We start from the raw sequence: 12,600 nt of genomic DNA on the forward strand, positions 1-12,600 counted from the left end.
TCTTCCTATGTGTTCCTGCGCCTGATCGCCATCTTCTCGGGCAACGACTGACGCAGGCAGCAGTAGGCATGTGGGGGCCCGCGGACCGGAGACGGTCCGCGGGCCCTCTGCCGTGTGGGTGGGGGGTCAGAGGAATTTTCGGGCGGCCCGCCTGAGGTCGTACTCGTGGATGATCGCCTTCGCGTGGCCGTACGCGAGGTTGTGTTCGGCGCGGAGCCAGCTGACCTTCTCCTCGAAGCGGAAGAGAGAGGGTCCTTCGTCCACGGCGCGGAGCCAGTCGGAGACTTCACGACCGGTGCAATGGGGGATTCGGGCGAGCAGGTTGCGGTGGGTCTCCTCGGAGAAGACTTGTGACATCGGCGCCTCCGGACGCGTCGCGATGTGTTCCGTCCTTCACGACACCGTGCCTGAGCGCCGGAGCGTTGGCAACAGTCCCGTAAAGGCACATAGGGTCGCGGGGTGCTCGATACGACGCCTTTGACAGCCGCAGTGGACCATTTCGCCGACCGCCTGCGGGCCGCGCCACAGAGCCGGCTGCAGCGCGGAGCGGCGACCGAAGCGCTCGCTCTGGCCAGGGAGTTGGCGGTGCTCGCGCAGCACATCGAGGAGCCGGGGACCCCACCGCGGGAGATGCCGGACGCCGGGATGTTCGCCGCCGCCGACCAGATCACCGTCGCCGGCCGGGACCTGGCCCTCGTCCTGACGGACGCCGAGGAGCTGGAGCGGGTGCTGCGCCTCGTGGAGGAGGCGCAGAAGCGGGCCGGGGTCTAGGACACGGTCCCGTGGGGCCCGCGCGGTGCTCCCGCGGCCTCAGACGGACGCGATGACGCGGTCGGCCAGGATGTAGATGTTGTCGGTGCCGCACTCGAAGGTCAGGGCGTACGCGCCGGAGATGCCGGAGCCGCCCAGCAGGAACGGGGTCCTGCCCTCGCGCAGCGCGGTGGCGAGGAGTTCCGCCGTCTCGCGGTGGCCGGGCGTCATGCACAGCGTCGTACCGTCCGCGAAGACGTACACGTCCAGGGTGCCCAGCGGGCCCGGCCGGACGTCGGCGAGGGCGGTGCGGGCTGCGGCGAGCTCTTCGAGGCACTCCACCGTGCGCTCGTGGTCGCTGTTGCCGTCGGGGGCCGGGGTCTGCACCGGCACGAAGTCCGGGTGCGAGGGGTGGCGGCGGCGGGCGGCGGCCAGCTCAGGGGAGTCTCCGCCGTGGACCCCGTCCAGGGAGGTGCCGCCGGCGAACTCGTCGGTGCCCGCGGGATCGGCGAAGGGCTCGATCACCGGCTCCAGGCTGTCGGACTCCAGGCCCGCGAAGTCGGCCTGGCGCGGCAGGAACAGCTCGTCGGCGATGCTGTCGGGGATGCCGGGAAGGCCGCTGAGCAGCGAGGGCCCCTCGGAGCCCTCACGGGCCTCCTGGGCGGCCCAGAAGGCGCGGGCCTCGGCGAGCTCCCGCTCCCGCTCCTCGGCGAGCGCCTCGGTCACGGCCGCGCGTATCTCGTCGGTGTCCACCGTGGTGCGGGCGGCAGGCACCGTCGGGTGCGGGCCGCTGGTGGCACGCTGCTCGGCCTGCTCGGCGTGCAGGGCTGTGATCTCGGCGATCTGCTTGCGCAGGCCGTGCACCGCGTGCAGGGCGGCGACGCCCACGGCCGTGGCAGCGGCCGTGGAGAGCAGCAGGGCAAGAGGCAAGGCGCTCACTGACGTACTCCCGGTTTCAAGTCGACCCCCGACTTCCTACATCAGCTTGAAGCCTGCACGATCCACCTGTCAGTGCATTACGTCACGAACTGGACAGGTCTTTCGGCCCGGTGTGCCGCCACGGAACCCCCCTGAGCTGGGCAGATATATCTCCCCCAGGAGATAGGTCACATCCTGGGGGAGATTGGGTCACGAAGTGATCCAGGGGCCTGGGACGGGCCCTAGCTGAGGCGCTCGATGACCATCGCCATGCCCTGGCCGCCGCCGACGCACATCGTCTCCAGGCCGAACTGCTTGTCATGGAACTGGAGGGAATTGATGAGCGTGCCGGTGATGCGGGCGCCCGTCATGCCGAAGGGGTGGCCGACGGCGATGGCGCCGCCGTTGACGTTGAGCTTGTCGATGTCGATGCCCAGGTCGCGGTAGCTGGGGATCACCTGCGCGGCGAAGGCCTCGTTGATCTCGACGAGGTCGATGTCGTCGATGGTGAGCCCGGCGCGGCGGAGAGCCTGCTTGGACGCCTCGACCGGGCCGAGGCCCATGATCTCGGGGGAGAGGCCGGTGACGCCGGTGGAGACGATGCGGGCGAGCGGGGTCAGGCCCAGCTCGCGGGCCTTGGTGTCGCTCATGATGACGAGGGCGGCGGCGCCGTCGTTGAGCGGGCAGCAGTTGCCCGCCGTGACCATGCCGTCGGGGCGGAAGACGGGCTTGAGGCCCTGCACGCCCTCCATGGTGACGCCCGCGCGCGGCCCGTCGTCCTTGCTGACCACGGTGCCGTCGGGGGTGGTGACCGGGGTGATCTCGCGCTCCCAGAAGCCGTTCTTGATGGCTTCCTCGGCGAGGTTCTGCGAGCGGACGCCGAACTCGTCCATGTCCTGGCGGGTGACGCCCTTGGCGCGGGCCAGGTTCTCGGCGGTCTGGCCCATCGCGATGTACGCGTCCGGGAGCAGGCCGTCCTCACGCGGGTCGTGCCAGGTCGACCCCTCGGTCCCGGCGACGGCCGCGGTGCGGGCCTCGGCGTCGGCGAAGAGGGGGTTGTGGGTGTCGGGCAGCCCGTCGCTGGTGCCCTTCACGCTCCGCGACACCATTTCGACGCCGGCGGAGATGAAGACGTCGCCCTCTCCGGCCTTGATGGCGTGCAGCGCCATGCGGGAGGTCTGGAGGGAGGAGGAGCAGTACCGGGTGATCGTGCAGCCCGGGAGGTGGTCCATGCCCAGCTGTACGGCCACGATGCGGCCGAGGTTGTGCCCCTGCTCGCCGCCGGGCAGGCCGCAGCCGAGCATCAGGTCGTCGATGTCCCTGGGGTCCAGCTCCGGGACCTTGGCGAGGGCGGCCTCGATGATGGTGGCGGTCAGGTCGTCCGGACGCAGATCCTTCAGCGAGCCCTTGAAGGCGCGGCCGATCGGGGTGCGGGCGGCAGAGACGATCACGGCTTCGGGCATCAGGACGCTCCAGTGACGAGGCGAAGGGTTGGGCAGGGCTCTCTGGGAAGTTACCTGCACGTATCGCTATCGGTCATCGGGTGGGGGGTGTGACGCGGGACGCATTTCTAAGCGGGCGCTCAGGCCGCGGGGTCCGGGGCGGGAGGGGTGTGTTTCTCTTCTGCGGGTCGGTGGGGGCTGGTCGCGCAGTTCCCCGCGCCCCTGCAAGCGTCCCCCCTCGGGGCTTGGCGAGGTGTGCCACCCAGACTCGGGCGGCCCGCCCAGAGCGGGGCGGGCTGAGGTGGAGTGCAATCGCCCCGCGCAGCGGGATGTCAGCGCGGGGACCGCCGCACCCCCGGGCGCTGCCCAGGGGGCGGGACGACGGCGGTCCCCGCGAGGGACGTGGGCCGGGTCAGAGCCGGGCCACGTCCGGGCGTCCGCGGATCCGGGAGCCGCTCCGGAGTTCCTGACGCCGACAACGACCAATGTGCCGCAGCCGTGTTAAGCGGGTGCTGCGCGCACATGACACCCTCGTACCGCTTCGGAGAAGTTCCTCACTGCCTCACTGGGACTGCTGCCCCGCGAGGAACGCGAGGAGGTCCTGCCGGCTCACGACACCGGTCGGCTTGCCCTCGACCAGGACGATCGCCGCGTCGGCGCGGCCGAGCACCGACATCAGGTCCGCCACCGGCTCACCGGAGCCGACCTGCGGCAGCGGGTCCGACATGTGCTTCTCCAGCGGGTCGGAGAGCGAGGCGCGCTGCGTGAAGAGCGCGTCGAGCAGCTCCCGCTCCACGACCGAGCCGATGACCTCGGCGGCCATCACGTCGGGGTGGCCGGCGCCCGGCTTGACGATCGGCATCTGCGAGACGCCGTACTCGCGAAGCACCTCGATCGCCTCCCCGACCGTCTCCTCGGGGTGCATGTGGACCAGCGAGGGCAGCTCGCCGCCCTCCTTGCGGCCCAGCACGTCGCCGACGCGCGGCTGGTCGCCGGCCTCCTCCAGGAAGCCGTAGTCGTTCATCCACTCGTCGCTGAAGATCTTGCTCATGTAGCCGCGGCCGGAGTCCGGCAGGAGGACGACCACGACATCGTCCGGGCCGAGCCGCTCCGCGACCCGCAGCGCCGCCACGACGGCCATGCCGCAGGACCCGCCGACGAGCAGCCCCTCCTCCTTGGCGAGCCGCCGGGTCATCTGGAAGGAGTCCTTGTCGGACACGGCGATGATCTCGTCGGTGACGTTGCGGTCGTACGCCGTCGGCCAGAAGTCCTCACCGACGCCCTCGACGAGGTAGGGCCGCCCGGAGCCGCCCGAGTACACGGACCCCTCGGGGTCGGCACCGACGACGGTGACCTTGCCGCCGGAGATCTCCTTCAGATAGTTGCCCGTGCCGGAGATGGTGCCGCCGGTCCCGATGCCCGTCACGAAGTGGGTGATCTTCCCCTCCGTCTGCTCCCACAGCTCGGGGCCCGTGGAGTGGTAGTGGGAGAGCGGGTTGTTCGGGTTGCTGTACTGGTCGGGCTTCCAGGCGCCGGGCGTCTCGCGTACGAGCCGGTCGGAGACGTTGTAGTACGAATCCGGGTGCTCGGGGTCGACGGCGGTGGGGCAGACCACCACGTCGGCGCCGTACGCGCGCAGCACGTTGATCTTGTCGAGGGACACCTTGTCGGGGCAGACGAAGATGCACTTGTAGCCCTTCTGCTGGGCCACGATGGCGAGGCCGACCCCGGTGTTGCCCGAGGTGGGCTCGACGATGGTGCCGCCGGGCTTCAGCTCCCCGCTCTGCTCGGCCGCCTCGATCATGCGCAGCGCGATGCGGTCCTTCACGGAACCGCCGGGATTGAAGTACTCGACCTTGGCCAGGACGGTCGCCTGGATGCCCGCGGTCACGTTGTTGAGCCTCACGAGCGGGGTGTTGCCGACGAGGCTGATCATCGAGTCGTGGAATTGCACCGTTGTCTCCGGGCTGCGATGTAGTGCGACGAATTGGTGCGGTCAGCCTAAGGGGCCGCCTCATCCGTTCACCTCCCCTCACGATTGGCCGACCGTGCTTACGGGGCAATGAGTGGATGTACGGCCGTACGAACCGGTACGGCACGAGGAGGTGGCTGCAGGGCATGTCGAGGGCGAGGGTGGCGCGGCGGATCGCCGCGGGCGCGGCGTACGGCGGCGGAGGCATCGGGCTGCTCGGCGCCGCCACGGTGGGCGTCGTGCTGGCCGAGGTACAGCTGGCGAAGCGGAACGTGGGCAATGGCGGGCACGTGGATCCACCGCGGGCGGACGGCCGGTACGGCGGGGCGTTCGCCCGTCCTGCCCGCGCCGACTCCCCCGAACCGGTGCGGTTCGCCATGCTCGGGGACTCCACGGCGGCGGGGCAGGGCGTGCACCGGGCCAGGCAGACCCCGGCGGCGCTGCTCGCCTCCGGGCTCGCCGCGGTCGCGGAGCGGCCCGTCGATCTGCGGAACGTGGCGCTGCCCGGCGCCCAGTCGGACGACCTGGACCGGCAGGTGACGCTGATCCTGTCGGACCCGACGTGGGTGCCGGACGTCTGCGTGATCATGATCGGCGCGAACGACGTGACGCACCGGATGCCGCCGACGCGGTCGGTGCGCCATCTCTCCGCCGCGGTGCGCAGGCTCCGTACGGCGGGTGCGGAGGTCGTCGTCGGCACCTGCCCCGACCTGGGCACGGTCGAGAACGTCTACCAGCCCCTGCGGTGGCTGGCCCGGCACGTCTCGCGGCAGCTGGCCGCGGCGCAGACGATCGGTGTCGTGGAGCAGGGCGGGCGGACGGTGTCGTTGGGCGACCTGCTCGGTCCCGAGTTCGCGGCGCACCCGCGGGAGCTGTTCGGCCCCGACCGCTACCACCCCTCCGCGGAGGGGTACGCGACGGCGGCGATGGCGGTCCTTCCCACGCTGTGCGCGGCGCTGGGCCTGTGGCCGGAGGAGGAGCGCCCGGACGTCTCGCGCCGCGAGGGGTTCCTGCCGGTGGCGCGGGCGGCGGCGCAGGCGGCTTCGGAGGGCGGTACGGAGGTCACCGCCGCCATGCCCACGGGCCCGCGGGGCCCATGGGCCCTCCTCAAACGCCGTCGCCGCCGCCGCATCCACGCCCCGGAGCCGTCACCGCTCCCCCACTAGCCTGCTCAGCTGCAGGCGCGCTGTGGCTGATCGCGCAGTTCCCCGCGCCCCCTAAAAGCACACGACCCGACCCGAACCTCCTCGGCCGCTGCAGCTTCCGCGCCTCCACCCCGGCCGGCTCGCCCGCCCGTAGGCGTGTGTCAAGGCATGTGTCAGGAGTGCGTCGGCGCGGAACGGCGCGCGTGCGAGGTCCAGGAACGCCTCGGCCGGCATTGGTAGATTGAGGCGTCGGTCACAGTATGTAATCACGCAAACGCATATGGAGAGTTCCTTGCGACGCTCACTCACCACCCTCGGCGCCCTGGCTCTCACGCCCCTCGTTGCCCTGACCCTCACGGCCGCGCCCGCCCAAGCAGCTACGGGCACAGCAAGCTTCAGCAACGCGAAGGGCATGGACATCACCCTCACCGATCCGGTCGACGGACAGTGCTACACGCTCGTGGGACCCGATACCGGCTATGAGGGTGCCGCTTGGAGGGCCAATCGCACCGACACCACAGCAACGGAATACACCGGGCCCCACTGCAACGGTGCGTCCAACACGCTGCCCCCCGGTGCCCACATCACCCCGATGTGGGGGTACGAGAGAAGCTGGTTCAGCGCCGGTTCGGTGAAGTTCGGCTAAGAGGATGTCTCACGTGGGGTGACGTCGGTGCGTCATTCCACCTGCAAGCGCAAGGGCCTGGCCCCCGGCGTCGCCGGCGTCTGCGGGCACTCGCCGAGCACGGGGACCGCCGCTGTACCGATGTTCCCCAAGCCCGAACCGCCACCGGCCCGCACATGAAGGGTTCAGGCGTCCCACTCCGAGGGGCGCTCGTCGCGGCGGCGCACGAAGGACGTGCCGCGCAGTCCGTGCACCGCGTTCACGCCGAGGATGCCGGCCCAGGAGATGAAGAGGCCGGTCAGACCGGCGCTGGCGGCGGCGATCGCGGAGAGCGGGATCGCGAGGACCAGCGAGATGACGCCGAAGCCGAAGCGCTCGCTCCAGGAGTCCACGGGGCTGCCGGGGGAGCGGGCGCCCCGGGCGACGACCATCTGCTGCTCGGCCAGGTGGCGGCGCAGGCGGCGGTCGATCGTGCCGTCCAGGCGCTGCTCGACCTTCCCGAGGAACGAGTCGACCAAGGCGGAGTCGTACTCTTCGCCGAGCTCCCTGCGGGCGTGCAGGGTGGCGTCGAGTTCCTTCTTGAGTTCCGCGTCACGGGCTTCCATAGCCGCTTACGTTACGGCGCCGGGGTCGCCCTCGCGCTGGGGCTAGCCCCCCTTTCCGCCCGGGCCCCAGCCCCAGGGGCGGGCGGGTTGCGCCTGGCCAGGGACCAGTAAAGGACTGCGGGCACCACGAGCCCCACGATCCACGAGATGTCGGCGCCGCCCAGCGGATCGACGAGCGGGCCCGTGTAGAAGTGCGTGACGAGGAAGGGGAGCTGGGCGAGGAGGCCCACGCCGTAGACGGTCAGGGCGTCCCAGCGCCAGGCGCCGTAGCGGCCGTGCGGGTCGAAGAGGGCGGGGATGTCGTACCGCTCGCGGGAGATCAGGTAGTAGTCGACCAGGTTGATCGCCGACCAGGGCGTGAAGAAGGTCAGCAGGAACAGCAGGAAGTCCTTGAAGGACGCCAGGAAGCTGTCCTTGCCGAGCAGTGCGACCGCCGTGCCCGCCACCATGATCACGGCGATGTACGCGGCCCGCCCGCGCGCCCCGAGGACCCGCTGCTCCCGGAAGCCGCTGATGCTGGTGACCATGGACATGAAGCCGCCGTAGGTGTTGAGCACGTTGATGGTCAGCTTGCCGAGCGCGATCACGAAGTACAGGAAGGAGGCGATCAGGCCGGTGCCGCCGAGGCCGACGACGTAGCCGACCTGGTGGGCGAGGAAGGCGTCCCCCGCGCTGGCCGCCACCAGCACCCCGAACGTCATGGACCACTGCGAGCCGATCGCCGACCCGGACAGCGTCCACCAGAACGTGGCCTTCGCCGATGTCGTACGCGGCAGATAGCGCGAGTAGTCCGCGACGTACGGACCGAACGCGAGCTGCCAGGACGCCGACAGGGAGACGGCGAGCAGGAACATCGGCAGGTCGAAGCGGGCGTCGCCGAGCAGCGCCCCGACGTCGACGCGGGCGGCGAGCCGGATGCCGAGGTAGACGAACGCGAGCGCGCAGATCACGCTCGCCACCCGGCCGAGCGCGTGGATGACGCGGTAGCCGACCGCCGCCATGACCGCCGTGACGGCGGCGAACAGGACGATGCCCGTGGTGTCGTTCGTGTGCGTCAGCTCGGCCGTCGCCTGTCCGGCGAGGACGCTGCCGCTCGCGAAGAACCCGACGTACATGAGGATGACGAGGAGCAGCGGGACGACCGCGCCCTTCACGCCGAACTGGGCCCGCGACTGGATCATCTGCGGCAGGCCGAGCTTCGGGCCCTGCGCCGAGTGCAGGGCCATCACCGCGCCGCCCAGCAGATTGCCGAGGACGAGGCCGGCGAGCGACCACACCACGTCGCCGCCGAAGACGACGGCGAGGGCGCCCGTGACGACCGCGGTGATCTGCAGATTGGCGCCGAGCCAGAGCGTGAACTGGCTGAACGCGGTGCCGTGCCGTTCATCGTCGGGGACGACGTCGATGGAGCGCCGCTCCACCAGGTCTTCAGCTGCCATGCCCGTCAACTCCTTTGCTGCGCGGCCTGCTTCTTGGCTATTCCGTGGCGGGCGGCCCAGTCGCCCGCGACGTCCTCCGGGTCCTTCTTGTCCTTGTCCACCAGGCGGTTGAGCTCGGTGAGCTGCTCGGTCGTCAGGAGGGCGCCGAGGCGGGCGAGCGCCTTGCGGACCGTCGAGTCGGCCTTGCGGTCGGCGATGAGCGGGACGATGTGCTGGCCGGGGATGAGGTTCTTGGGGTCGGTGAGGACGACCCACTTCTCGGCGGCGATGTCGGTGTCGGTGGTGAAGAGGTTCGCGACGTCGACGTCGCCCTTGCGCAGGGCGCCCTTGACCAGCGGCCCCGACGAGTCCAGGGACTTGAACTCCTCGAATTCCACGCCGTACACGTCCTTGAGGCCGACCGCGCCCACGGTGCGCTTCTTCACCTCGGGTGCGGCGCCGATGACCAGCTTGCCGTTGTGCTTCGCGAGGTCGGCGAGGGACTTGAGGCCGTACTCCTTCGCCGTCTCGCGCGTGACGACGAACGCGTCGGAGTCCTCCGCGCGCCCGTACGGGAGGATCTGCAGGCCGCGCGGGAGGCGCATGGCGAGGGCGTTCTGCATCTCGCCCTCCTCCGTGGCCTTCGCCCGGGGGTCCAGATAGTGCAGGAGGGCGCCCTGGTACTCGGGCAGCAGGTCGATGTCGCCGCCCTTGAGGGCGGGGATGAGGATCTCGCGGGTGCCGAGGTTTGGCCGGACGCTGGTCTTCACACCCGCCGCCTCCAGCGCGGCCGCGTAGAGGTACCCGAGGACCTGGTTCTCCGTGAAGTTGGCGGTGCCTATGGTGACGCCGCCCTTGCTGGAGCCGCCGCCACCGCCGCCGGAACCTCCCCCGTCGAGGGAGGTGATGCCGCCGCTGCACGCGGCGAGCGCGGGGACGGAGGCGGTGGCGAGGAGCCCGCCGAGGAGGGTTCTGCGGTTCATGGTGGGAACTCCTAGGCCTGCTTGGCGGGACGGTGGCGGAAGAGGGCGCGCTGGAGGGCCGAGAGGGCGAGATCGAGTACGACGGCGACGAGGGCCACGAGCACGGCGCCGCCGAGCACCTGGACCAGGTCGCGCTGGGCGAGGCCGTCGAACACGTACCGGCCGAGGCCGCCGAAGGAGACGTACGCGGCGATCGTGGCGGTCGCGACGACCTGGATCAGCGCGAGCCGAAGCCCCGTCATGATCAGCGGCAGCGCGAGCGGCAGTTCGACCTGGCACAGCACCTGGTGGGCGCGCATGCCCTGGCCGCGCGCCGCGTCCTTCACGTCGGGGTCGACGGCGGTCATGCCCGCGTACGTGTTGGTGACGATGGACGGGACCGCGAGCGCGACGAGCGCGATGTAGACGGGCCACATCGACAGCCCGCTGGCGAGGAAGACGAGGACGACGAGTCCGACGGTGGGCAGCGCCCGGCCGAAGGAGGCCAGGTTGATGGCGACGAAGGCGCCGCGCCCGGTGTGCCCGATGAGCAGGCCGAGCGGCAGCGCGATGGCGGCCGCGACGAGCGTCGCGAGCAGCGAGTACTGGAGGTGCTCGGCGAGGCGGTGCCCGATGCCGTCGGGCCCGGTCCACTGCTCGCCGCTGACCAGCCAGGCGCCGAGGTCCTTGAAGAGTTCGTACATGGTCAGGCACTCCTCCGGCGGCGGGTCCAGGGCGTCAGGACGTACTGGAGGGTGACGAGCAGCGCGTCCGCGACGAGCGCGAGGAGCAGCGTGAGGACCACGCCGGCGATGACCGGGGTGGGGAAGTCGCGCTGGAAGCCGTCCGTGAAGAGCTGCCCGAGACCGCCGTCGCCGATGTACGTCGCCACGGAGACGAGGGAGATCGACATGACCGTCGCGATCCGTACGCCCGCCATGATCACGGGGAGGGCGAGGGGCAGCTCCACGGTGAGGAGGGTGCGCAGGGGCCGGGTGCCCATGGCCTTCGCGGCTTCCTTCGTCTTGGCCGGGACGGAGTCCAGGCCCTCGACGGTGTTCCGCAGCAGCACGACGAGCGTGTAGACCGTCAGGCCGATGACGGTGGTGGTGCGGGTGAGTCCGCTGACCGGCAGGAGCAGCACGAAGACCGCGATGGACGGGATCGTGAACAGGACGTTCGAGAGCCCGAGGAGGAGTCCTCGGAGGGGGCGGACGCGGTGCGCGAGGACGGCGAGGGGGAGCGAGATCAGCAGCCCGAGGCCGACGGCGGAGAGGGCGGCCTGGAGGTGGGAGAGGGTGAGGGCGGTGAGGTCGTCGGTGTGGTCGGCGATCCACGACCAGTCGACGGTCATGGGGTGCGCTCCGCTGTGGTGCGGGGGGCTGCGGCCTCGTCGTCCGTGCGGCCGGGGTCGTCCGTGGTGCGCGGCCCCGTCTGCCCCGGGCGGTCCCCTGGCGGGTGCGGGTCGTTCTGGGCTTGTCGCGCAGTTCCCCGCGCCCCTGACTGGGCCGCCTCGCCCGGCGCCGCTGAGGGGGCTTTTGGCGGGTGCGGGTCGCTCGTGGTTGCTCGCGCAGTTCCCCGCGCCCCTTCCAGGGGCGCCTCAGCGGCGCCGGACGAGGTGGACGACTCAGGGGCGCGGGGAAGTGCGCGGCCGGCCCCCACCGGCCCGCGGACGGAACGACCCCGCTCGTGGGCCGCGCCCGCGCCGTCGTGGATGGCGTCCCGCGACGTCACCCCCGTCAGGCGGCCCTCCGCGTCGACGCGGGCGACGAGGCCGGTCGGAGCGGACAGGGACTCGTCGAGCGCGGCGAGGAGCGAGTCCGTGTCGCGCAGCGGGCGTACGGGAACGTCCGCCGCGTCACCGTCCTTGTGCCGCCAGGCCAGCGGGGCCCCCGCCGCGTCCAGGCGGAGCGTCCACGCGCCGCCGTCCGGCGCGGGGCCCTGCGGGACGCCCGACAGCGTGGACAGGGAGAGGAGCTTCAGGCCGCGCTCCGCGCCCAGGAAGTCCGCGACGAAGTCGTCCGCGGGGCGGGCGAGCAGCTCGGCGGGCTCGGCGCACTGCACGAGGTGCCCGCCGGTGCGGAAGACGGCTATGCGGTCGCCGAGCCGCACCGCCTCGTCGATGTCGTGCGTGACGAAGACGATGGTCTTGGACAACTCCCGCTGGAGGCGGAGCAGTTCGTCCTGGAGCTGGGTGCGGACCACCGGGTCGACCGCGCCGAACGGTTCGTCCATGAGGAGGACCGGCGGGTCGGCGGCGAGTGCGCGGGCCACGCCGACGCGCTGCTGCTGGCCGCCGGAGAGCTGGTGCGGGTAGCGCTTCCCGGCGTCGGGGGCGAGGCCGACCGTCTCCAGGAGCTCCGCCGCCCGCGCCCGCGCCTTCCTGCGGCCCCAGCCGAGCAGCAGCGGCACCGTGGCGACGTTGTCGAGGACGGTGCGGTGCGGGAAGAGGCCGGACTGCTGGATGACGTAGCCGATGGAGCGGCGCAGTGCGGCCGCGTCCTGTTCGAGGACGTCGCGGCCGCCGACCCGGATCGTCCCGGAGGTCGGGTCGATCATGCGGTTGATCATGCGGAGGGTCGTCGTCTTGCCGCAACCGGAAGATCCGACGAGGACGGTCACGCCGCCTTCGGGCATGTCCAGGGTGAGGTCGTGGACCGCTGTGGTGCCGTTCGGGAAGCGCTTGTGGACCGTATCGAATTGGATCATGTGGAGTCCCTTGCCCGGCTGTATATCGTCATGCAGAGTTCTCGCTGTCTGAAT

The 12,600-nt window shown here is 71.2% G+C and carries 12 protein-coding genes and 1 pseudogene; 3 read left to right on the top strand and 10 right to left on the bottom strand.

The genetic code is table 11. The annotated features are described in order from the left end of the window. Nucleotides 1–126: 126 nt before the first annotated feature. The gene (locus tag AB0H82_RS27590) at nucleotides 127–357 is read right to left on the bottom strand and encodes a DUF4287 domain-containing protein (RefSeq protein ID WP_055545457.1); all 231 of its coding nucleotides are present in this window, start codon (nucleotides 355–357) and stop codon (nucleotides 127–129) included. Nucleotides 358–489: 132 nt separating this feature from the next. Between AB0H82_RS27590 and AB0H82_RS27595 the strand changes: the two genes are divergently transcribed. Continuing rightward, nucleotides 490–771 (top strand): hypothetical protein, encoded by a 282-nt coding sequence (locus AB0H82_RS27595; protein ID WP_362997303.1) that lies wholly within the window; start codon nucleotides 490–492, stop codon nucleotides 769–771. Nucleotides 772–810: 39 nt separating this feature from the next. Here AB0H82_RS27595 and AB0H82_RS27600 read toward each other — a convergent pair whose 3' ends face one another. From AB0H82_RS27600 to AB0H82_RS27610, 3 genes are all read right to left on the bottom strand, one after another. Then, a complete protein-coding gene (locus tag AB0H82_RS27600) occupies nucleotides 811–1,689 on the bottom strand; it encodes a hypothetical protein (RefSeq protein WP_362997305.1) in 879 nt (292 codons plus the stop codon). A 221-nt stretch (nucleotides 1,690–1,910) separates the two neighbouring features. After that, nucleotides 1,911–3,131, bottom strand: a complete 1,221-nt coding sequence (locus AB0H82_RS27605; protein WP_362997307.1) for an acetyl-CoA C-acetyltransferase — start codon at nucleotides 3,129–3,131, stop codon at nucleotides 1,911–1,913. Between the two features lie 541 nt (nucleotides 3,132–3,672). Beyond that, nucleotides 3,673–5,064: a cystathionine beta-synthase gene (locus AB0H82_RS27610; RefSeq protein WP_362997309.1), complete on the bottom strand. Its 1,392-nt coding sequence runs from the start codon at nucleotides 5,062–5,064 to the stop codon at nucleotides 3,673–3,675. Between the two features lie 164 nt (nucleotides 5,065–5,228). On the opposite strand from AB0H82_RS27610, the gene AB0H82_RS27615 reads away from it, so the two are divergent. Together AB0H82_RS27615 and AB0H82_RS27620 are read left to right on the top strand one after the other, a co-directional pair. After that, nucleotides 5,229–6,248: an SGNH/GDSL hydrolase family protein gene (locus AB0H82_RS27615; protein WP_362997311.1), complete on the top strand. Its 1,020-nt coding sequence runs from the start codon at nucleotides 5,229–5,231 to the stop codon at nucleotides 6,246–6,248. Nucleotides 6,249–6,519: 271 nt separating this feature from the next. Next, a complete protein-coding gene (locus AB0H82_RS27620; RefSeq protein WP_362997313.1) occupies nucleotides 6,520–6,873 on the top strand; it encodes a hypothetical protein in 354 nt (117 codons plus the stop codon). A 164-nt stretch (nucleotides 6,874–7,037) separates the two neighbouring features. On the opposite strand, the gene AB0H82_RS27625 is transcribed toward AB0H82_RS27620, so the two are convergent. From AB0H82_RS27625 to AB0H82_RS27650, 6 genes and pseudogenes are all read right to left on the bottom strand, one after another. Beyond that, a complete protein-coding gene (locus AB0H82_RS27625) occupies nucleotides 7,038–7,457 on the bottom strand; it encodes a hypothetical protein (protein ID WP_362997315.1) in 420 nt (139 codons plus the stop codon). Between the two features lie 11 nt (nucleotides 7,458–7,468). Then, the gene (locus AB0H82_RS27630) at nucleotides 7,469–8,896 is read right to left on the bottom strand and encodes a cytosine permease (RefSeq protein ID WP_362997317.1); all 1,428 of its coding nucleotides are present in this window, start codon (nucleotides 8,894–8,896) and stop codon (nucleotides 7,469–7,471) included. A gap of 5 nt (nucleotides 8,897–8,901) precedes the next feature. Further along, nucleotides 8,902–9,858 carry an ABC transporter substrate-binding protein gene (locus AB0H82_RS27635; RefSeq protein WP_362997319.1) on the bottom strand — a complete coding sequence of 319 codons (957 nt, stop codon included), beginning with the start codon at nucleotides 9,856–9,858 and terminating at the stop codon, nucleotides 8,902–8,904. A gap of 11 nt (nucleotides 9,859–9,869) precedes the next feature. Further along, nucleotides 9,870–10,541 (bottom strand): ABC transporter permease, encoded by a 672-nt coding sequence (locus AB0H82_RS27640; RefSeq protein WP_362997321.1) that lies wholly within the window; start codon nucleotides 10,539–10,541, stop codon nucleotides 9,870–9,872. Nucleotides 10,542–10,543: 2 nt separating this feature from the next. After that, nucleotides 10,544–11,191, bottom strand: coding sequence for an ABC transporter permease (locus AB0H82_RS27645; RefSeq protein ID WP_362997323.1), 648 nt, complete (start codon nucleotides 11,189–11,191; stop codon nucleotides 10,544–10,546). Between the two features lie 344 nt (nucleotides 11,192–11,535). Next, nucleotides 11,536–12,546 (bottom strand): annotated as a pseudogene (locus AB0H82_RS27650) (ATP-binding cassette domain-containing protein); the annotation flags it as partial. Nucleotides 12,547–12,600 lie beyond the last annotated feature (54 nt).

The organism is Streptomyces sp. NPDC050732 (assembly GCF_040654255.1).
Classification (GTDB): Bacteria; Actinomycetota; Actinomycetes; order Streptomycetales; family Streptomycetaceae; genus Streptomyces.